This is a genomic window from Pseudomonas morbosilactucae (assembly GCF_023241665.1).
Taxonomy (GTDB): domain Bacteria; phylum Pseudomonadota; class Gammaproteobacteria; order Pseudomonadales; family Pseudomonadaceae; genus Aquipseudomonas; species Aquipseudomonas morbosilactucae.
This window is the reverse complement of the sequence record NZ_JALQCX010000026.1, coordinates 66,871-86,109: the sequence shown is the minus strand read 5'-3', so window position 1 is coordinate 86,109 and position 19,239 is coordinate 66,871. Positions and strand designations below refer to the sequence as shown.

The following is a 19,239-nucleotide window of genomic DNA, read 5'->3' as shown; positions in this document are numbered from 1 at the left end:
GAACGACCGGCACTCAGCGCTTCAATGCGGGCAGCATGCCCTTGAGGATGTCGTCCTTATCGACAACGTGGTGTTTGAGCGCCACCAGCGCATGACCGCCCACCAAAGCGCCGCAAAACCATGCAGTCCAGGTATGCACCAGCTTGGCAAGATCATAGAGGTCGGGATTGGGCACCACCAATGGCGGTAAAACAAACAGGCCGGCGACCAGAATGGGTTTATCGGCCACCGAACTCCAGTACCAGCCCGACAGCGGCAACGCCATCAGCGCCAGCACATACAGCAGCACATGCCCCAGCGCTGCCCCGCGTTTCATCAGTGGGCTCATGCTGGCCGGCAAGGCGGGTGGACGCTTTATCAGCCGCCAGAACACCCGCAGCACAATCAGAAACAGCAAGGTACTGGCTGCCGCCTTGTGCAGAAACGTCAGCTCATGATGTGGGTTCAGTTCCTCACGCCAATGGCTGGCCAGAATGCCCACGCACCAACTGCCTATCCAAATCAAGGCCATGCCCCAATGCAACCACTTGGCAGTGCCGGTATAGCCGTCGGTTTTTACTACCGTCATCGTTTCATCCCTACGTTCGAAATACCTGATGCGTTCCACGAGATACGCGCGCAGCGGGATGCTATAGGGCTTTTCAGCAGGGATAAATGCCGCAAAAATCGCTGCTGTGTAGAGAAAACTTCTACTGTTTTGCCTACAGCACCGGGCGCTGCGCGCGACTTATCGTTAAAGGGGAATGGTCAGCTTGACCCAGTAGGCCTCCCCTTCGGGACGATTCCGCACCTCGCTCTCTTTCTGCCATTTTGCGGTCACGAACCAGCCGGAATCGCTGGCGTACTTGATCGAAGGGCCGATGGCAACTGCACGCCCCTTGTTGTCCTCCACGCGGTCACCGTCTTGACGATCATCGGTGGTCTGGCGGTAAACGTAGCCGCCGACCCCGACCACCCAACCATTGCCCAAGCCCCAGCCCAGGGAATAATCGGCATGCAGCTCCTGGCCAGAACGGTAGTCGGTGGCGTTATTGCGCAGGTTGAAGTCATACATGATCTTGATATCGGCATTCACCCCCGCCGGATCAACATATGAAAACGCCGCCACCGGTTCAAACGCCCAATAATTGCGGCCGATGTTGGCCAGGTCGCCCCGATCATATCGTCCGGTGGGGGCGAAGATGTCCAGCGCGTAGATGGCGTGGAATTTATCGCTGTAGTGATAGCCCAGTGACGGGCCAAAGATAATGTCCCCCAGGCCGGTTTTCTTCTGATGCTGGTCGTTGACCTCCACCCGCAAATCCACCAGCGGCACGTTGAGATGAAACGCCAGCGCGCCGTCGAGGATTTTTTGTTCGGTCACCCAGATCAACCGGGGAGCAATCACATCGGCGCTCAGGTGAAAGTCATCGACCGCCCGTTTGCCCTGATTATCGAGAAGACGGTCGGCGCGATAGCTTTGCGCAAACACTTGCGCATAAAAACCGGGCGGCGGCATGGCGCCTGTCATGAAGTTTTCCGCCCCCATGGGGTACGACGACCCACCGCCCTCGGTGGCGTGGACAGCGGGCAGAAACATCGCCAGCGCGCAGCCGGCGGTCAGACCGGAAATATTTCGCAGGGCATTTACAGCGGCAACGGTTTTTTTATTATTCATTGTGGCAACCATGGGTGCATTGAGAATTCGCAGGCAGCACCGGGCGCGACACCCGGAGTGCCGTGATACAGCGTTAAATATCGGGAACCGGCTCCGCAGAGCCGGCTTTAGTGCCCTGGTGTCAGAACGGGTAAGGCTGGTCGGAAGGCTCGACCGTGACCCACTTCACTTCGGTGAACTCATCGATCACGGCGCTGCCATCGAACCGGCCATAGCCACTGTTCTTCATGCCGCCGTAAGGCGCCTGAGGCTCGTTTTGCACGGTGGCGCCGTTGATGTGCACGCAACCGGCATCCAGGCGGCCGGCCAGGTCCAGGGCCAGGCTGACATTGCGGCTGAAGATCGCCGAGGACAGGCCGAACGCTGTGTCGTTAGCCACGTCCAGCGCTTGCTCGGCGCCTTTGACGCGCACCACCGTGGTCACCGGGCCGAAGGTTTCCTCATCGTAGATTTCCATCGCCGATGACACTCGATCCACCAGGGTCGGCGCCATTTGCGCCTGCTCGGCCAGCCCGCCGGCCACAATCGTCGCGCCCTTGCCAATGGCATCGTCGAGCAACTGGTTGATGCGTTGTACCGAGCCCTGGGAAATCATCGGGCCGACCACACTGCCCGGGTTGGTCACCGGGCTACCCTGCTCCAGGCCGCGGATACGCGCTGCAAACTTCGCAACGAATTCGTCTGCCACGGCGTCATCGACCACAAACCGCTCGGTCGACATGCAGATTTGCCCCTGATACAGAAACGCCCCGAAAATCGCCGCATTGACCGCGCCCTCCAGGTCGGCGTCTTCGAGCACGATAAACGGCGCCTTGCCGCCCAGCTCCAGCAGGCAGCGCTTGAGGTACTTCGCACTGGTCTGAGCAATCATCCGGCCCACTTTGGTCGAGCCGGTGAAGTTCACCCGGCGCACGGTGTCGTGGGCAATCAGCGCTTGCGTCACGGCACCGGCATCTTCGGGGGCAGAGATGATGAAGTTCACCACGCCAGGCGGAAAACCGGCCTCGTAAAAGGCCTGCGCGAGCAGTTCGTGGGTGCGCGGGCTGTTCTCCGAGCCTTTGAAAATCACGGTATTGCCACACGCCAAGGGGTAGGCAATGGCTCGAGTACCGAGGATCACCGGGCCATTCCACGGCGCGATGCTCAATACCGTACCGACGGGCTGACGCAGGGTGATCGATAAGGTGCCGGGCTTATCGGTGGCCAGGGTCTCGCCCTTGATCTGTGTGGTGAGCGCCGCAGCTTCACGCAGCAGGTTGGCCGAAGCTCCCACATTGAACTGCGACCACAGCTGCGACGCGCCGATTTCTTCGGCCATGACACTGCACAACAACTCCATTTTGCCTTCCAGTGCATCGGCGGCGGCCAGCAGCAGGCGGCGGCGTTCGGTCGGGCCGACCTTCGACCAGGTCTTGAACGCTTGCTGCGAAGAGGCCGCGACACGCAGGGCGTCTTCGACGCTGCAAGCGGCGCCGGTGGTGACCACCTTGCCGCTGACCGGGTCGATACGCTGGTAGGTTTTACCGTCCGAAGCCGCTTGCGGGATATTGTCGATTACGAGCTGAACATTCATTTTGGGGTCCTTAGATGAGCCTGAAAAATCACGCCAGGTCGGCCGCTGCCGGCATGCGCAGAATCGGTTTGATCGTGAGGCCGCTTTCGCTGTCGGCCATCGCTTCGTTGACTTGGTCAAAGGCGTAGAACCGGCACAGCTTGTCAAACGGGAAGCGGCCTTGCAGGTGCAGGTCGACCAGGGTCGGAATGAAGGCGTTGGCCACCACGTCGCCCTGGACAATGCCCATGATTCGCTTGCCGGGAATCATCACGTCGTTGATGTTGAACGCCACCTCGGTGCCCATCTTGGTTGCCCCGACAATCCCGCAGGTCCCCAGGGTCGTGAGCGCGTCGATGGCCTGGCGCAACACTTCGGCACGCCCGGAGCATTCCAGGCTGTAATTCACGCCACCGCCGGTGATCTCACGAATGCGCTGCACAGGGTCCTCTTCCCGGCTGTTGATCACGTGGGTAGCGCCCACTTCAAGCGCCAGGCTCAAGCGGCTCGGCGTCACGTCGACGGCGATAATGGTGGTAGCCCCGGCCACTTTGGCCGCCATCACCGCCGCCAGGCCTACCGCGCCGGCACCGAACGCCGCGAAACTGGCGCCCGCCCCCACCTGCAACGCCTTGAGTACCGAACCCGCGCCCGTCTGAATGCCGCATCCCAGCGGGCCGAGCAATTCGAGCGGGGCCTTTTTCGACACTTTCACCACGCTGCGCTCGCTGGCGATGACATAGGTCGAAAAAGACGACTGGCCGAAGAAGTGGTCATGTATCGGCGCCGCGTTGTCGCAGCTGCAGGTCGAGGTGCTGCCATCGAGGCGCCCACCGCCGAAGTTCAGCGGGTGCATATGGGAGCAATGCGCGGGATGCCCGGTTTCACAAGGTAGGCACAAGCCGCAGGACATGTAGGTCATGACCACGTGATCGCCAGGGGCGATGGTGGTGACCGCAGCGCCCACCGACTCGACAACCCCAGCGCCTTCATGACCCAGGACGATCGGCAGTGGCGTGGGAAACAGCTGGTCACGCACCACCATATCGGTGTGGCAAACCCCCGTCGCGACGATGCGCACACGGACTTCATCGGCGCGCGGAACCGCCAGCTCTGCACGCTCGAGCTGGAGCCTGCCACCGGCTTCACGCAATACGGCGACTTTGACTTCGATAGGGGCAAGGGTGCTTTGGGACATGTGTTTATCCTCTTGAATAGTTTCGGGGGGTGCTGCTTCGACTTACGCGGTTTGCAAGGCACGCGGACGATTGCTGCGCTGTTGCGCTTCAGGGTTGGCTGCCGGACGCAGCTGGAAATCAAAGGTCATTTGCGCAAAACGCCCAGGCACCTGATGGGCCGCGGCCAAGGCCTGGTCATCGATGAACTGCACCTCGCCGATCAATCCCTCGCGAGTGGCGTAGGCGAAGTCATCCCAGAGGTACTGGTCGTTGGACAGGTTGATCTGGGTGGTCAAATGCTCGTACCCCGGGGCGGACACGAAGAAGTGGATATGCGCCGGGCGCTGGCCATGCCGGCCCAGCTGATTCAGGCACTCCTGGGTCGGGCCCTGGGGGTCACAACCGTAGCCCGAGGGGACGATGCTCCTGACCCGGTAACGGCCGTCGGCGTCGGTCACGATGCGCCGGCGCAGATTGAATTCGGATTGGCTTTTATCGAAGTGGGAGTAATTGCCCTTACTGTCCGCTTGCCACAAGTCCACCAAGGCCCCGGCAATCGGCTGGCCTTGCAGGTTGAGGATCTGCCCCTGGACAAAAAATGCAGTGGCGACCTCGTCTTCGGCGCCATCATCCATCCGGGCATAACCCTGGCTGAGGGGGGCACCCGCTACATACAACGGCCCTTCAATCGTCCGCGGCGTGCCCCCGGTACGCCCTGCTTCGGCCTCCTTGGCATCGTTGAGCAGATCGAGAAAGTGCTCCACGCCCAAGCCTGCCGCCAGCAACCCGGCCTCGTTGCTTTTGCCGAGGCGGTTGATGTATTCGACACCGGCCCAGAACTCACCGTCACTGATCTCCAGTTCTTCAATGAGCCTGGCGGTCTCTTGCAGAATACGGAATACGATTTGTTTGTTGCGCGGGTTACCCGCCGTGTTCTTCAGCCCTGCTGCGTCCTGGAAAAACTCAAGCATTGGGGCGGTATGGGAAATGCTGACAGCCATTGAGGTTTCACCTGTTTTTTATTGTGGGTGTAGCGCGCCAGCCGCTGGGAATGGGAACTGGCGCATTGCTGGAATGCAGTCAGACCGTCTCTGACCACCCGAGCCGGGTGCGAGCCTCGGCCAGGTCCGAGTGCAGATCGTGGTCCCACAGCCAGTCGAAACGACTGGCCAGGGTGCTCGACAGAAGGGGCTCATGATCTTCGACCTGGCGATCTCGGAACTCATAGAGCTCGCCGGCTTCCCAGGAGGTTCGCTGAACACGGCAAGCGCGGGGGCGGCGGATAGCGTCGTACACCTCCAACACGTTTTGCGCATCACCCTGAAGCACCCGCGGGTCCCCCAGAAGGCGTGCAAGCAGCCAGGCATCTTCCAAGCCCTGCCCCGCCCCGGCACCTTGGTGAGGGAGCATTGCGTGGGCAGCATCACCGATCAGCCCGACACGGCCGTGGGTATAGCCTGCCAGCTCGTCCAACTCGTGAAGTGCCCAGAGGGTGGGCGCGGGAATGCATTCAAGCAGCACGCGAACCGCATCCCCCCAATGCGCGAAAGCGTCCAGCATCTGGGCCTGGCTGGTGCTCTTGACCCATGGCGTGTCTTGCGGCCATACCGGGTTGGGATCGGTGCGATCAGACACAAAGGCGACCACGTTGATCAATCGGCCCTGCTTGACCGGAAAAGTGAGGATGTGGGCGTCGAGCCCCAGGTACATTTGCGGGACGTTGATCAGGTGTTCATCCACACCTGCAGCGCGATAGGCGGCACGTAATTGCTCACTGTCGATCATGCCTCGATAGGCACAGGTGCCACTGAATCGAGGCGCGACCAAAGGCTGGCCGATGCCCTTAAGCACATAGTCACGAATCGAGGATTTGATGCCGTCGGCGGCGATCAGCAGGTCGCACTGATAATCGGAGCCATCGGTGAACTGAACGCTGACCCTGTCCTGTTCCTCGTGGACGCTGACTGCACGCTTGTCGAAGCAGGCGATACCCTCCGGAAGTTGCGTGGCCAGGGCGTCGAGAAAATCGGCGCGGTGGACGGAAGACTGGCCGACGCCCTGGGCGACACTGGCCCCGAGGTAACCGGCATCGACGCCCCGGCGCCATTCAAACCAGATGTCTTGCCAGGGTTGCGGGGTGCGGTCCGCGATGCGCTCGTAGGGCTTGCCGATCCCCAGCCCCTCGATGGCCCGGACGGCGTTCGCCCCAAAGGACACGCCCGCACCGACCTCGCCAAAGGCTGGCGCGGCTTCAAATAATTTCACGTCCAGATGCTGATGACGGCACAGATCCAGTGCCAGGGCGACGCCAGCGATACCGCCGCCGACAATGCCCACTTGCAAGACAGAATGAGGGCTACTCATGGAGAAAACCTTGTGTGTTGTTTTTGGAATGGCCCGATCATGACTATTCACAAAGCATTGATAAATGCCCTAAACCCCATACAAACTATCACCAGCCTGAATACTCATTCAGCCCTCAGAAACTGCCCCCAGCCGAGTGAAGTCGCGATGAACCTGCGAGAACTGGATCTGAATCTGTTGGTGATCTTCCACCAACTGCTTATGGATCGAAGCGTTTCAACTACGGCCGAAAACCTGGGGCTGACCCAGCCGGCCGTGAGCAACGCGCTCAAGCGCCTGCGCACCACGTTTAACGACGAGTTGTTTGTGCGCACCAATCATGGGATGCAGCCAACGCCCTATGCCGCTCAACTGGCCGACCCGATTTCTCAGGCGATCAACCTGCTGCACGGTGCGATCAATCGTCATGACGCGTTCGATCCGGCCACCAGCCAGAAGCGCTTTGTCGTGGCGATGACCGACATCGGGGAGATTTACTTTGTGCCACGGTTGATCGACGCCTTGCTCAAACAGGCACCTGGGATATCGGTCAGCACACGGCGCAGCAATGCCGAGCTGTCCGATAACCTGGCCAATGGCGAGGTGGACTTGGCCGTTGGATTGCTGCCGGATCTGCAAGCGGGGTTCTATCAGAGGCGCCTGTTCCACCATCGCTACGTGTGCTTGTGCCGCAAGGATCACCCGCTCACCAAACAGCCCATGACACGGGAGGGCTTTTGCGAGTTCGGCCATGTGAGGATCGTCGCCGCCAGCACAGGCCATGGGGAGATCGATACGCACATGCAGCGGGCCGGTCTGCAACGAGACATTCGGCTGGAGGTCCCACACTTTGTTGCGGTCGGGCATATCCTGCAGAACACCGACCTGATCGCCACAGTGCCCGAGCGTTTCGCCAACAGTTGCGTCGGCCCTTTTGGATTGACCAGCCTGCCGTTGCCGTTACCGCTCCCCGAGATCGCCATCAATCTGTTCTGGCACGGTAAATACAACCGGGACCCGGCCAATAAATGGTTCCGGCAACTGATGTTTGATCTGTTCAGCGATTGAGCGGATCAAGGCTGACGATATCGCGGCGCTGATCCAACCGGGTTACTGCCAATGCTTGCAGAGCTTGACCAGTTCATCGACCACGTAGCGCACCTTCGGCCGCAGATGGGAGACCTTTGGCCAGACTGCGTGCACATCGACAGCCTCCGGCTCATAGGCTTCCAGCACCTCCACCAGCCTGCCCGCTTCAATATCGTCCCGGAACAGGCTGCGCGGCATCTGGCATAAACCGGTGCCGGCGACGGCGGCGAGAATCATCGCTTCCCCGTCACCAATCTGATGGGTCGACGGTGGCGCGTAGCGTACGGTTTGCCCCGCCTGGGCGACTCGCCACGACAAGGGTTGGCCGCGTCGATGGCCGACAATGCAACGGTGATGGCTGAGGTCCTCCAGGGTCTGTGGCACCCCGTGGCGCGCCAGGTAATCCGGGGCGGCACAAATGGCCCAACGTTGCCGGGCCAGCCGGCGCGCCACCAGGCCGCTGGTGTCTTGCAATTCGCCAAAGCGCACCAACAAATCGATCCCCTCCTCGATGGGGTCCACCAGGTGGTCGGAAAACGTCAGGTTCAGGTGCAAGGCCGGGTACTTGTTGGCGATCTCAAACAGTAACGGAGCCACGACCCGACGCCCGAAGGCCACTGGGATGTCGACTCGCAGGCGCCCGGAAGGCTCACCGCCGCCAGGGCCCAGCCCGCTCTCGGCGGCACCAATTTCCTCAAGGGCTGTCGAGCACGCCACGAAATAGGCCTCGCCATCGGCCGTCAGGGAAATCCGTCGAGTGGTTCGATGAAACAGCTGCGTACCCAGGCGTTCCTCGAGACGCGCAATGGCTTTGCCCACCGCGGATTTTGACAGGCCCAGGCGCTCGGCCGCCTGGGTGAAGCTGGTCGAGCGCGCGGCTACGACGAACGTGATAACGCCCTGGAAAGAATCGATAGGAACCATGCCCACTCGCCAATTGTAGAGTTTAACTCTACCCAGATTATAGTTTCAGGCGGTTTATCGCCAGATCACTCAACAGTAGGATGAATCCCAGAAAGACAACGGTGCAGATCGTGACCGCACATCGTGCACCTCTCTCCAGATCAAAGCCCCAAGAGGACACCCACATGCCCGTAGTACGAGTGAGCTGGTTCGAAGGTAAAGAACACGCACAGAAAGCCGCTGTCGCCGCCGACATCACCGACAGCATCGTCAAGCACACCGGCACCGATGCCAGCTATGTTTACGTCATTTTTGAAGACGTGGCGGCGTCGGACTGGGCTGGCGCAGGAAAACTGTTCGGGGAAGCGCCCGAGAAATCCTGACCCCATCAGCACTGACTGCATCGGCTTGGTCAGCGGTGCATCCTCAACAGGCTTTCAAGAGGCCCCTGACGGAAGAACGCCCCATGCATCCCCATATTTCCTGCCTGTTCTCCCTCGCGGTAAAACCCGCCGAGTTCGCCGAGTTCAAGGCGCTGATCGCCACCATCGTGGCCGCGACCCGCGCCGAGCCAGGCACCCTGGTTTACGAATACAGCGTCAACGAAGACCAGAGCACGGTTCACATTCTTGAGCGCTATAACGCCGATGCCGTCGTCAGTCACGTCGACACCACCTTTGCACCGTTCGGCAAGCGCTTCCTCGAGCTGTGCACCGTCACCAGCCTGGTGGTCTACGGCACACCGGACGCAGAAGTCCGTAAACGCCTGGACCCGTTTGGCGCGGTGTACATGACCCCCTTCGACGGTTTCAGCCGCTAAGCCCCATGACGGCGCAGGCTTGACGGCACCATCAGGGCTGCGCCCTTTTCCCTTCCCGCACAGAGATCACCATGTCCGGTATTGCTGAAGTTATTAAGTCCCGAATTTCCGCCAACAGCTACGACACAGAACGCCAACTGAGCGATCAAGAAATCGCCGAGCTGATCGATCTGGCTACACACGCCCCCTCTGCCTTCAACCTTCAGAACTGGAAGTTCCTGGCCGTGCGCAGCACCGACGCCAAGGCACGCTTGCTGCCATTGGCTTTCGGCCAACAGAAGATCATGGATGCAGCCGTGACCTTTATTGTCTGTGGCACCCTCAAGCCCCATGAAACACTGCCGGCGGCCCTGAAACCGACACTCGATGCCGGCATCATTGACCAGGCGATCTACGACATGTGGGTGGGCGCGGCTCAAGGCATGTACCAGGAAAACCCGCAGTTGCAACGCGACGAAGCGATCCGTTCAGGCTCACTCGCCGCCATGACCTTGATGCTGGCAGCCAAGGGCCAGGGCTTGGTTTCCACCCCCATGATCGGCTTCGATCAGGCGGCCGTGGCCAAAGAGTTTGCGCTCTCGGACGTGGAAATTCCGGTCATGTTGGTCACCGTTGGCTATCCAGGCTCGGCCAACTGGCCGCAAAAGCCCCGTAAAGCCGTCAACGACGTGCTGCTGTTCGTATAACCCCATGGCACGAACGCTGGCGAAGCCTGGCTTCGTCAGTGGCGGCTGCTCGCTTCACAACCATGACCTGCCAAGGGCATTGAAAGACCACCGTTATGTCCAACTCATCCTCTTCGTTACGCGCCATCCTGATCGCTGCCTGCCTGGGGTTTCTGGTCGTTCAACTGGATGTCAGCGTAGTGAACGTCGGCCTGGGTGCCCTCAAGAGCGCGTTCGGTAGCGACCTCACAGGCTTGCAATGGGTCATCAACAGCTACGCCCTGCCCTTTTCTGCCTTGCTGATCCTTGGCGGCGCCTGGGGCGACAAGTGGGGGGCAAAATCGGTCTTCGCAGCGGGCTTCGCTGTCTTCACCCTGGCCTCCGTGGGCTGTGGCCTCGCCGACAGCATGACCCGGCTGATCACTCTGCGTGTGGTACAGGGCATCGGCGCGGCGTTGCTTATACCGACCTCACTGACCCTGATCCGCGTGTCATTTCATGACCCCAGCGCCCGTCGTTCAGCCGTGGCGCTTTGGGGCGCCTGCGGCGGTATCGCACTGGCTGCCGGGCCCGTCATCGGCGGCCTGATGATCGAGTATTTCGGCTGGCGCAGCGTATTCCTGCTTAACATTCCGATCGGCCTGCTGGCCATCGGGCTGATCCTGCGTTACGCCCCCGCGTCCCCTCGGGTTGATAAGCAGGTCGATATTCCCGGACAAATCAGTATTGCCATTTGCCTGGCCTCGCTGACCTATGGCTTGACCGAATCCAGTGCCAAGGGTTGGGTCGGTGAAACACTGGCAGCCATGGCAATCGCTGTCATCTGTGCGCTGGCCTTTAGGGTGATTGAGCGTCGGGTAAAACATCCGATGCTGCCCACTCGCCTGGCGACCAACAAAGTGCTGGGGAGCATGGCGCTGGCAGGCGCGGCGATCAACCTGACCTTTTATGGAACGGTCTTCGTGTTCAGCATTTACTTTCAAACATTCCTGCACTACGACGCGTTCGAGACCGGCTTGTCGTTTATCCCGCTGACGGCGGTGCTGACACTCTCAACCATGCTCTCGGCAAGGTTCGCCAAGCGGTTCAGCGCCACGCGTATCATCACCACAGGTTTCACGGTTCAGATCATCGGGTTCATCGCCCTGTCGCAAACCACTCCACACACCTCGCTGTGGCAGCTCAACGGCGCGCTCATGCTCGTGGGTATTGGCAGCGCGATGTCTGTCCCGTCCATTACCAACTCGATGCTCTCGTCCGTCACCCAGCACGATGCAGGTATCGCCTCGGGCTTGATGGCCTCTGCCAGGCAACTGGGCGGCGTGATCGGTGTTGCCGTTTTCGGCACCCTGATCGCCCACTCTGACGAGGCATCGTTCTCCTACGGGATGTCGAAGGCCATGCTGTTCTCGGCGTTGACTTTGCTCATCTGCATCGGCGTGAACCTGTACGTTTCCCGCCAAACCCGGGTGCCGGCGCCACAGTAACAATCAGCTGGCGCTGAAGCGTGAGTATTGGCTATCTATCACCTCATCAGCCGTACGACTCCAACAGATGCAGCGATAACGGCAACCAACGCATTCAACATCATGAGAAAACCCTGAAGATCACGCACTTCCAGTCGTCAAAAAGAAACCCGATGAAGAAAGATTTCTCATCGGGTTCTTCGCGAACGTTTGACGGCTGACTACGCGATAACAACGGCTAGAACATCAGTCATCGCGCGCCCCTTTCGGCAGGTGTCACTCAGACGATATCGTCGACCACCCCGCCATCTACCCGGAGCGCCGCCCCGGTGGTGGCGGATGCCTGCGTCGAGCAAACGTAAACGATCATGTTCGCGACTTCTTCGACCGTGGAAGCGCGCTGGATGATCGAACTGGGTCGATGTTGCATGACGAATGCTGAGGCCACCGACTCGAGTGACTCTCCGGTGCGCTCCACTTCTGCGCTCAGCATTTCAGCAACGCCATCGGACAGCGTCGGTCCGGGGAGTACGCTATTCACGGTTACGCCACTTCCCGCGACGCGCTTGGCTAAACCGCGCGCCAAGGCCAATTGCGCTGTTTTCGACACGCCGTAATGGATCATGTCCGCTGGGATGTTGCGTGCCGATTCAGACGCGACAAACACCACGCGCCCCCAACCACTCTCAACCATTGCTGGCAGCAAGGCTCGGCTTAAACGCACACCTGACATCACGTTGGTTTGCCAGTAGTTGTTCCAGACCTCATCGTCCGCTTCAAAGAAATCCTGGGGCCCATAGATGCCCGCATTGTTCACCAGGATGTCGATACCACTGAGGCCCGCCAACAGCGCCTCGACCCCTTCCGAGGTGCTCAGGTCCGCAGCGACACCCGTAACAACGGCTTCAGGCACCGCAGCCATCAGACGAGCCAGCGCATCGTTTACAGAATGTTGACTCCTACCGTTGATGACGACGGCTGCGCCGGCTTGCGCGAGCCCTTTGGCCACCGCAAAACCGATACCACCGGTGGATGCGGTCACTAAGGCACGTTTCGTGTTCAGTTGGATATTCATCGTTACTCCGTCAAGAATGAGCGGGCATGTCTGCCCTTCAGTAGCCCCTACAGCGACGTAGAAAACCAAGGGGACACTCTATTGACTGATCGCACGGTGATAAATATCCATTGCGGATGGTGATTTACAACAGCCTGTTTCAAAAGGCCTCCGGCACCACCGCATCCACGCCAAAGGTCTGCGTCGCAAAGTCGAGAAAGCGACGGACTTTAGGTGTCAACCTGCGATCAGGTGCGAAGAGCACATGCAAGGGCCGACTGGGCGGCGGGTAGTCGGGCAGCAACGCGACCAGTTCACCTTGCTGCAGCGACTTGCGCACAAGCTCCACGGGTTGCAGCAATATGCCCAATCCGGCCAGCGCGGCGCACAGAAGTGGTTCGCCGTGATCAGCCATCAACCGGCTGCCCACCGGAACAATGACCTTGCCTTCAGGCCCGTCAAACGTCCAATGGGTGCGCAGCTCTGTGTGTGAAAACCCCAGGCATTCATGGGCCTGAAGGTCCCACGGTGTTTCAATCGCGGGCTTGCCTTTCAAGTAGGACGGCGCTGCACACAGAATGAGCCTGTAGGGCGCCAACGGCCTTGCAACCAGGCCGCTGTCCGAAAGCTGTCCAACCCTGAACACCACATCAAAGCCTTCGTCTATCAGATCGACGGCACGGTTGGCCAAGGTCAGTTCGACGCTGACCAACGGGTTGGCCTGCATGAACTCAGGCAGCCTGGGCGCAAGCGACTGCATACCGAAACTCACGGGCGCATTGATCCTCAGCTTGCCGCTGGGCGAGGCCTGTGTTTCGGCCGCCATATTTTCAGCCGTTTCCACTTCCGCCAGGATGAATTTGCAGCGTTCATAAAATTCGCGCCCGAAGTCCGTGAGACTCTGGCGCCGGGTGGTGCGGTTTAACAAACGCACGCCCAGGTGCTGCTCCAGATGATGAACGTGCTTGCCGATCAATTGCGCCGACATTTGCAGCGCATCGCCCGCGGCACTGAACGACCCCATCTCCACGGCTTTGACAAACGCCGCCATGCTACTCAGACGATCCATTACCAATGATCCGTTTCGAATGTTCACGCATTCTGGGTATTTATCTGACGACTGTCCAAGCTCTATTGTCCGCTCGCAGCACAATCGTGGTGCCAAGTGCGGGAGCCTGAGTGAAGTCATCAACCGCAGGTTAACGACTCGGCATTTCGAGGTAGTGATTGGTGTATTCGGCGCGCTGAGGCCATGCCTCAATAGGGCTCAAGACTTGACTTGATTGCCTAGCGCCTTTTTTTAACTGCATGGAATTGGACTGTGGAATACCCGCTGAAAAAACAATCGCTCTGCGCCCTGCTCGGCGAAGACGTTTACTTTCCCCATGAAATCATGGGCCAGGCGTTCCGCGTTTCGGACTTCGAAGGCCTGACACTCAGCAGCTTCGTCACCAGCGACCAGGTCAACCTGGGGTACTGGGAAGCCGGTTCGGGCAGGCCCCTGGTCTTCATCCCGGGCTGGTCTGCAAACGGCGCGATGTATTTCCACGTCATGCATATCCTGAGCAAGCATTACCACGTGTACGTGCTGGACGTTCGCAACCAGGGCCTCTCCGAAAGGACCGCGCTCGGCAACCGGATTTCACGCTATGCCATGGATGTGAAAGAGTTTGCAGAGCACCTGGGCCTGACCGAGGCCGACTACTGCGGCTGGTCAATGGGCGCCTCCGTGATGTGGGCCTATATCGACCTGTTCGGCACACAAGGCATTCGGACGCTGAGTATCATCGACCAGGCCCCCTCGATCTATTGCCACGCCGACTGGACAGAACAGCAGCGACTGGAAGCAGGGGCTTTCACCACCTCGCCTGAACGCATGATCGCGTCCTACGTCAACATGACGCCCACCAACCAATTGATTTCGGGAAGCCGGGTGGTCGAGCGGGCCATGGCCCTGGACTCGCCCTACTTTCACAACGTCATAAGCCTGGCGCAGGCGGTTGTGAGCGACGACATGGCGTTCACAGGGCTCGTACTTTTCGATCACGCCACCAACGATTGGCGAGACGTCATTCAATTCAAGATTGATGTTCCAACGGCGATTTTCACAGGGGAATACAGCGACTGGCTGGACAGTCAGCGATGGATGAGCTCGGTCATCGATGACGCGGTGCTGCATGTGTACAGCAAAGCCGAACAAGGCGACCACTTTCTGGCATTCAAGAATCCGGAAAAATTCGCTGCCGATCTGCAAGCCTTCCTGGACACCCCTTGACTCAAGCTCCACCCCCTCTCTCTACAAGCAGCGCGCTCGCCCGATAAGTCCGCGACAACGCCTTGTACGCCCAGAATGCGACGCTCCATTTGCCCGGCTGAAGGCTCCCCTTTGTCAGCCGGGATTTTTTTTGCGCCACACCGCCTCTACCGCTCCCACTGGGGGTGGCTAAACCGCTCAGCCAGGAAATTGATCAGCGCCCGAACCTTGCTCGCCAAGTGCTTGCGACTGGGATAAACCACGTAGATGCCCAACTCGACGGATCGGTACTCAGGCAAGACCTCCACCAAGGTGCCGTCCCGCAAGTCCTGCCCCACCATGAAGCTGGGTTGCAGGGCGATGCCGCCACCCGACAGGGCAATACTGCGGCAGGTATCGCCATTGTTGCAGCGCACGGTCGAGCGTGTGCGCACGCTTTCACTGCCGTCAGGGCCCTCGAACTGCCACTCATTGCCGCTGGCGAAGTGGGTGTAGGCAACCACGCCGTGCTCGCTCAGGTCGGTCAGGACGCGCAGCGGAGGATGGCTGGCCAGGTACTCGGGCGAGGCGCACAGGCACATGCGCGTACCCGCCAGGCGGCGTCCCACCAGAGAAGAGTTTTCCATGCGCGCAATGCGCACCGCGGCATCAAAGCCCTCCTCCACCAGATCCACCAGGCGGTCGTTCAAACTGATGTCCAATTCGACGTTGGGGTAGGCCCTCATGAAGTCGGCCCACAACGGCGCCAGATGCAGCACGCCAAAACTCACCGGCGCATTCACCCGCAGTACGCCGCTGGGCTCAGGCGCTGACGATGAAACGGCCTCTTCTGCCTGATCCATCAACGCCAGGACCTCCCGAGCCTGGTGATAAAACTGCCGTCCCTCCTCCGTCAATGACAGGCTACGCGTGGTGCGATGCAGCAGCCTCACCCCGAGCCGCTCTTCAAGGCTGCTCACATAACGCGAGATCGCTGCCTTGGACATCTCCAGAGGCTCGGCTGCCCCCACGAAGGTGCCCTTGTCGACCACCGTGCAGAAGACCTGCATCTCCAGCGCTCTGTCCATTATTATCTCGATTAGTGGAACTATTAATCATATTTGAGCTTATTTATCTCAAATTCACAACCTATAAACTGAGCCCATCGAAACGCAAACCAACGCAAATGAGGTCGTTATGAAAATCACCGTAATCGGTACCGGTAACATGGGCTCGGCGTTCGCCAAACAGTTGTCCAGTGCCGGGCACAGCGTTCGCATCACTGGCCGTGACATTGAAAAGGCCCACGTGCTGGCCGCCCAGTTTGCAAATGTCAGCGCCTTTCCGGCCGCTGAAGCCCTGGGTGACAGCGATGTCGTGGTCCTGGCCACGGCCTACACAGACGCCGCCGCAGCCCTGCAAAGCCTGGGTGACCTCACCGGCAAAGTGGTCATCGACATTACCAACCCACTGAGCGCCGACTACATGTCGCTGACCATCGGTCACGTGACCAGCGCCAGCGAGGAAATCGCCAAAGCCGTGCCTCAAGCCCACGTGGTCAAGGCATTCAATACCCTGTTCGCTCAAGTGCTCGCCGACGGCCCGACCTTCTCGGATGACCAGCGTGGCAGCGTGTTCGTCGCCAGTGACAGTGAGCGCGCCAAGCAGACCGCAACAGCCCTGGCACAGAGCCTGGGTTGGAACACGGTGAACGCCGGCGGCCTGATCAACGCCCGTTACCTGGAGCCGCTGGCAGGCCTGAACATCTACCTCGGCTATGGCGCCGGCCTGGGCACGTCCATCGCCCCTGCCTGGCTTAACAAGTAATCACTTCGGAGCGCTTCACCATGAACACTTCGTTTCCCCTGCTGTTTGTGTCTCATGGTGCTCCAATGTTTGCCATCGAGCCCGGTCTGGCTGGTCAACGGCTGGCCGAGCTCGGTCGCGAACTGCCGCGACCCGACGCCATCGTCATCCTCTCGCCGCACTGGATGACCCGTGGTGAAGTCAACGTCACGGCGAGCACCGCCCCTGAAACCATTCACGATTTTGGTGGGTTTCCCGATGCGCTCTACCAGTTGAACTACCCGGCACCGGGTGCTCCAGCACTGGCCGCCCACATTGTGGACCTGCTGCAGAGCGCGGGCTGGAAGTCCCGGCTCGACCCCCATCGTGGCCTGGATCACGGCGCCTGGGTGCCCCTGCTGTACCTGGCGCCCGAGGCAGACATCCCGATCGTTCAGGTCTCGATGCCCGCCAGGCTCGACACACACCAAGCCTGGAAACTGGGACAAGCGCTCAAGCCCCTGCGGGACATGAATGTACTGATCGTCGCGTCTGGCAGCCTGACCCATAACTTGTACGAGTTTCGGGGAGCGACCCGTGAGGGTGCCGGGTACGTGAAGGAGTTCGCGGCCTGGACCGCCCGGACCTTGCAGGCGGGCCATACCGATCAACTGCTGGATTACAAGGCGCACGCCCCCTCAGCCGAGCGAGCCCATCCAACCGATGAGCATTTCCTGCCGCTACTCATCGCCTTGGGCGCGGCCGGTGAAGACTATGAAACCCGAGTGCTGGAAGGCGGCGTGACCTACGGGGTGCTGGCGATGGACAGCTACCTGTTTTCCTCGAACAACCGTGATGGATCGAAATCCATTCAACTCAGTCAAGGCATTACCGACCATGCGTGATACGACTTTTTCTGAAGCGGCCCGCGAGCCGCAATCGGGCCTCTTTTTCCGCAAAGGCTGCAGTACCTCTGCCCCCAAGGGCCGCCTGCTGCTGCTACACGGCGTCGGCTCGAATGAAGCCAACCTCGGGGCCCTGGCCGAATCGCTGCCAGAGGAACTGGAAGTGATCCTGCTGCGTGCTCCGTTGCAGGTCGGCCCACAAGGTTTCGCCTGGTACCAGGTGAACTTCACCAGTAACGGCCCGTCGTTCAACAAGGAACAGGCGGAGTCCAGCCGGCAACTTTTGCAGAACTTCATCAAGGCACTGCCTGAACTTCCGACGGTCATCGCCGGCTTCAGCCAGGGCGGCATCATGAGCGCGAGCCTGGCCCTCACCGAGCCTGAACTGGTCGCCGGCTTTGCCATTCTTAGCGGCCGCATGCTGCGCGAGATAGCCCCGAAAATCGCCTCAACCGAGCGCCTTGAATCGCTTCAAGCCTTCATCGCCCATGGGCACCAGGACGGCGTCCTGCCTGTGGATTGGGCGAAAGAAGCCGACGCCTGGCTGGACCGAATCGGCGTGGCCCACGAAACCCATTTCTACAACATGGCCCACGAGATTATTGGTGAAGAACTGACCGACCTCTCTCAATGGCTGACCCAAACGCTGTCTCTCACCCCGTAAACAAAAAAGGAACCCCACCATGATTGACGCTCGTACCGCTCCCTACGCTGCTTTTGTGATGCGCCTGGCACTGGGCATCATGTTCATTGCCCACGGCCTGACCAAGGTATTCGTATTCACCCCGGCAGGCACGGCAGGCTTTTTTGAATCCATCGGCTTTCCTGGCTTCCTGGCCTACCCGGTCATGGCCTTTGAGGTCATCGGCGGCTTGATGCTGGTGCTGGGCATCTATGCACGTTGGGTCGCCGCGCTGGCCGTGGTTCAGCTGTTCGTCGCCGCGACCGTCCACTTCGGGAATGGCTGGAGCTTCACCAACGCCAATGGCGGCTGGGAATACCCTATCTACCTGTCCGTGACAGCACTGGTCGTAGCCTTGCTGGGTGACGGTGCCTTTGCGGCAAAGTCGTCCAGCAAAGCGTAAGTCACTGCCGCCACAAACACGGCCGACGCCTGGGGAACACCCGTGCATCGGCCGTTGCATTGGTCGACGGGTACAAAACAGGCAACAGCCATTTTCTGAAGCGACACGAAACAAGGATTCAACACCTCAACACGGCCCTTAAAGACGTCCTGGAAAACCAGACGCTCAAGGGCTGATCGCGGCATCGGCTCACAGCCCTTTTGCCATCGCCGGCCGATTAGAAACAAATCGACCGGAGTCCTCAAACAAAACGGGCGTGTTTGTTTGCCGAGTGTGCGCCTAAGCTTGATGCGCTTTGGGCGGCGCTTGGGCAGGGAACAGAGTGCGAGCCCGTGTTGCAGCCAATCGCGGCCCAAGCGGTGCAGCGAATGGCTTGATGGCGGCGTTCTTGACAGCCATTTCAGGGAAGAACTCTCGAATTCAATAGACACGCTCGATGCATGGCGCTCATTGATCGATGACGGGGTTTGTGGGTGCGTACAGCCCTTGAGCCTCCCCTTCAAA

The 19,239-nt window shown here is 59.9% G+C and carries 20 protein-coding genes; 10 read left to right on the top strand and 10 right to left on the bottom strand.

Translation table 11 applies throughout. The features are described 5' to 3' along the window. Nucleotides 1-13: 13 nt before the first annotated feature. The 6 genes from M1B35_RS14800 to salA all read right to left on the bottom strand — a co-directional run bounded on the left by M1B35_RS14800 (nucleotide 14) and on the right by salA (nucleotide 6,751). Nucleotides 14-568, bottom strand: a complete 555-nt coding sequence (locus M1B35_RS14800) for a cytochrome b (RefSeq protein WP_268262328.1) — start codon at nucleotides 566-568, stop codon at nucleotides 14-16. Nucleotides 569-733: 165 nt separating this feature from the next. Further along, nucleotides 734-1,657 (bottom strand): SphA family protein, encoded by a 924-nt coding sequence (locus M1B35_RS14795; RefSeq protein WP_425273413.1) that lies wholly within the window; start codon nucleotides 1,655-1,657, stop codon nucleotides 734-736. 121 nt (nucleotides 1,658-1,778) lie between these two features. Then, entirely contained in the window at nucleotides 1,779-3,230 is a 1,452-nt protein-coding gene (locus M1B35_RS14790; protein ID WP_123334148.1) for an aldehyde dehydrogenase, read from the bottom strand. A gap of 28 nt (nucleotides 3,231-3,258) precedes the next feature. Next, nucleotides 3,259-4,407 carry an NAD(P)-dependent alcohol dehydrogenase gene (locus M1B35_RS14785; protein WP_268262327.1) on the bottom strand — a complete coding sequence of 383 codons (1,149 nt, stop codon included), beginning with the start codon at nucleotides 4,405-4,407 and terminating at the stop codon, nucleotides 3,259-3,261. A gap of 42 nt (nucleotides 4,408-4,449) precedes the next feature. Then, a complete protein-coding gene (catA, locus tag M1B35_RS14780; RefSeq protein WP_268262326.1) occupies nucleotides 4,450-5,388 on the bottom strand; it encodes a catechol 1,2-dioxygenase in 939 nt (312 codons plus the stop codon). A gap of 79 nt (nucleotides 5,389-5,467) precedes the next feature. Next, nucleotides 5,468-6,751 carry a salicylate 1-monooxygenase gene (salA, locus tag M1B35_RS14775; RefSeq protein ID WP_268262325.1) on the bottom strand — a complete coding sequence of 428 codons (1,284 nt, stop codon included), beginning with the start codon at nucleotides 6,749-6,751 and terminating at the stop codon, nucleotides 5,468-5,470. A 147-nt stretch (nucleotides 6,752-6,898) separates the two neighbouring features. Between salA and M1B35_RS14770 the strand changes: the two genes are divergently transcribed. Then, nucleotides 6,899-7,798 carry a LysR family transcriptional regulator gene (locus tag M1B35_RS14770; RefSeq protein WP_268262398.1) on the top strand — a complete coding sequence of 300 codons (900 nt, stop codon included), beginning with the start codon at nucleotides 6,899-6,901 and terminating at the stop codon, nucleotides 7,796-7,798. Between the two features lie 42 nt (nucleotides 7,799-7,840). Here M1B35_RS14770 and M1B35_RS14765 read toward each other — a convergent pair whose 3' ends face one another. Continuing rightward, the gene (locus tag M1B35_RS14765) at nucleotides 7,841-8,743 is read right to left on the bottom strand and encodes a LysR family transcriptional regulator (RefSeq protein WP_123334158.1); all 903 of its coding nucleotides are present in this window, start codon (nucleotides 8,741-8,743) and stop codon (nucleotides 7,841-7,843) included. Nucleotides 8,744-8,907: 164 nt separating this feature from the next. Here M1B35_RS14765 and M1B35_RS14760 point away from each other — a divergent pair, with 164 nt between their 5' ends. The 4 genes from M1B35_RS14760 (at nucleotide 8,908) to M1B35_RS14745 (ending at nucleotide 11,694) form a co-directional block, all read left to right on the top strand. Next, on the top strand, nucleotides 8,908-9,105 hold the full coding sequence (locus M1B35_RS14760; RefSeq protein ID WP_185039267.1) for a tautomerase family protein: 198 nt from the start codon (nucleotides 8,908-8,910) through the stop codon (nucleotides 9,103-9,105). A gap of 83 nt (nucleotides 9,106-9,188) precedes the next feature. Next, the gene (locus M1B35_RS14755) at nucleotides 9,189-9,542 is read left to right on the top strand and encodes a putative quinol monooxygenase (protein WP_123334162.1); all 354 of its coding nucleotides are present in this window, start codon (nucleotides 9,189-9,191) and stop codon (nucleotides 9,540-9,542) included. Nucleotides 9,543-9,613: 71 nt separating this feature from the next. Further along, nucleotides 9,614-10,228, top strand: coding sequence for a nitroreductase family protein (locus M1B35_RS14750; protein WP_268262324.1), 615 nt, complete (start codon nucleotides 9,614-9,616; stop codon nucleotides 10,226-10,228). A gap of 95 nt (nucleotides 10,229-10,323) precedes the next feature. Further along, nucleotides 10,324-11,694: an MFS transporter gene (locus M1B35_RS14745; protein ID WP_268262323.1), complete on the top strand. Its 1,371-nt coding sequence runs from the start codon at nucleotides 10,324-10,326 to the stop codon at nucleotides 11,692-11,694. Nucleotides 11,695-11,953: 259 nt separating this feature from the next. Here M1B35_RS14745 and M1B35_RS14740 read toward each other — a convergent pair whose 3' ends face one another. Next, entirely contained in the window at nucleotides 11,954-12,748 is a 795-nt protein-coding gene (locus tag M1B35_RS14740) for an SDR family NAD(P)-dependent oxidoreductase (RefSeq protein ID WP_123334167.1), read from the bottom strand. Nucleotides 12,749-12,887: 139 nt separating this feature from the next. After that, nucleotides 12,888-13,796: a LysR family transcriptional regulator gene (locus M1B35_RS14735; protein WP_123334169.1), complete on the bottom strand. Its 909-nt coding sequence runs from the start codon at nucleotides 13,794-13,796 to the stop codon at nucleotides 12,888-12,890. A gap of 252 nt (nucleotides 13,797-14,048) precedes the next feature. On the opposite strand from M1B35_RS14735, the gene M1B35_RS14730 reads away from it, so the two are divergent. Continuing rightward, the gene (locus tag M1B35_RS14730) at nucleotides 14,049-15,002 is read left to right on the top strand and encodes an alpha/beta fold hydrolase (protein WP_268262322.1); all 954 of its coding nucleotides are present in this window, start codon (nucleotides 14,049-14,051) and stop codon (nucleotides 15,000-15,002) included. A 146-nt stretch (nucleotides 15,003-15,148) separates the two neighbouring features. Here M1B35_RS14730 and M1B35_RS14725 read toward each other — a convergent pair whose 3' ends face one another. Next, the gene (locus tag M1B35_RS14725) at nucleotides 15,149-16,048 is read right to left on the bottom strand and encodes a LysR family transcriptional regulator (RefSeq protein ID WP_123334173.1); all 900 of its coding nucleotides are present in this window, start codon (nucleotides 16,046-16,048) and stop codon (nucleotides 15,149-15,151) included. A 109-nt stretch (nucleotides 16,049-16,157) separates the two neighbouring features. Here M1B35_RS14725 and M1B35_RS14720 point away from each other — a divergent pair, with 109 nt between their 5' ends. From M1B35_RS14720 to M1B35_RS14705, 4 genes are read left to right on the top strand one after another with little or no spacing between them, the layout of a single operon-like run. Next, nucleotides 16,158-16,787 carry an NADPH-dependent F420 reductase gene (locus tag M1B35_RS14720; RefSeq protein WP_268262321.1) on the top strand — a complete coding sequence of 210 codons (630 nt, stop codon included), beginning with the start codon at nucleotides 16,158-16,160 and terminating at the stop codon, nucleotides 16,785-16,787. 20 nt (nucleotides 16,788-16,807) lie between these two features. Next, a complete protein-coding gene (locus M1B35_RS14715) occupies nucleotides 16,808-17,650 on the top strand; it encodes a DODA-type extradiol aromatic ring-opening family dioxygenase (RefSeq protein ID WP_123334177.1) in 843 nt (280 codons plus the stop codon). Further along, nucleotides 17,643-18,314, top strand: coding sequence for an alpha/beta hydrolase (locus M1B35_RS14710; protein ID WP_123334179.1), 672 nt, complete (start codon nucleotides 17,643-17,645; stop codon nucleotides 18,312-18,314). Before M1B35_RS14715 ends, M1B35_RS14710 begins: the two co-directional genes overlap by 8 nt. Before the next feature lie 19 nt (nucleotides 18,315-18,333). Next, on the top strand, nucleotides 18,334-18,735 hold the full coding sequence (locus M1B35_RS14705) for a DoxX family protein (protein WP_123334181.1): 402 nt from the start codon (nucleotides 18,334-18,336) through the stop codon (nucleotides 18,733-18,735). The last annotated feature ends 504 nt before the right edge of the window (nucleotides 18,736-19,239 follow it).

Coding starts and splice junctions, on each gene's coding strand:
- M1B35_RS14800 (WP_268262328.1), bottom strand. CDS start 568: ATGACGGTAGTAAAAACCGACGGCTATACCGGCACTGCCAAGTGGTTG.
- M1B35_RS14795 (WP_425273413.1), bottom strand. CDS start 1,657: ATGAATAATAAAAAAACCGTTGCCGCTGTAAATGCCCTGCGAAATATT.
- M1B35_RS14790 (WP_123334148.1), bottom strand. CDS start 3,230: ATGAATGTTCAGCTCGTAATCGACAATATCCCGCAAGCGGCTTCGGAC.
- M1B35_RS14785 (WP_268262327.1), bottom strand. CDS start 4,407: ATGTCCCAAAGCACCCTTGCCCCTATCGAAGTCAAAGTCGCCGTATTG.
- catA (WP_268262326.1), bottom strand. CDS start 5,388: ATGGCTGTCAGCATTTCCCATACCGCCCCAATGCTTGAGTTTTTCCAG.
- salA (WP_268262325.1), bottom strand. CDS start 6,751: ATGAGTAGCCCTCATTCTGTCTTGCAAGTGGGCATTGTCGGCGGCGGT.
- M1B35_RS14770 (WP_268262398.1), top strand. CDS start 6,899: ATGAACCTGCGAGAACTGGATCTGAATCTGTTGGTGATCTTCCACCAA.
- M1B35_RS14765 (WP_123334158.1), bottom strand. CDS start 8,743: ATGGTTCCTATCGATTCTTTCCAGGGCGTTATCACGTTCGTCGTAGCC.
- M1B35_RS14760 (WP_185039267.1), top strand. CDS start 8,908: ATGCCCGTAGTACGAGTGAGCTGGTTCGAAGGTAAAGAACACGCACAG.
- M1B35_RS14755 (WP_123334162.1), top strand. CDS start 9,189: ATGCATCCCCATATTTCCTGCCTGTTCTCCCTCGCGGTAAAACCCGCC.
- M1B35_RS14750 (WP_268262324.1), top strand. CDS start 9,614: ATGTCCGGTATTGCTGAAGTTATTAAGTCCCGAATTTCCGCCAACAGC.
- M1B35_RS14745 (WP_268262323.1), top strand. CDS start 10,324: ATGTCCAACTCATCCTCTTCGTTACGCGCCATCCTGATCGCTGCCTGC.
- M1B35_RS14740 (WP_123334167.1), bottom strand. CDS start 12,748: ATGAATATCCAACTGAACACGAAACGTGCCTTAGTGACCGCATCCACC.
- M1B35_RS14735 (WP_123334169.1), bottom strand. CDS start 13,796: ATGGATCGTCTGAGTAGCATGGCGGCGTTTGTCAAAGCCGTGGAGATG.
- M1B35_RS14725 (WP_123334173.1), bottom strand. CDS start 16,048: ATGGACAGAGCGCTGGAGATGCAGGTCTTCTGCACGGTGGTCGACAAG.
- M1B35_RS14720 (WP_268262321.1), top strand. CDS start 16,158: ATGAAAATCACCGTAATCGGTACCGGTAACATGGGCTCGGCGTTCGCC.
- M1B35_RS14715 (WP_123334177.1), top strand. CDS start 16,808: ATGAACACTTCGTTTCCCCTGCTGTTTGTGTCTCATGGTGCTCCAATG.
- M1B35_RS14710 (WP_123334179.1), top strand. CDS start 17,643: ATGCGTGATACGACTTTTTCTGAAGCGGCCCGCGAGCCGCAATCGGGC.
- M1B35_RS14705 (WP_123334181.1), top strand. CDS start 18,334: ATGATTGACGCTCGTACCGCTCCCTACGCTGCTTTTGTGATGCGCCTG.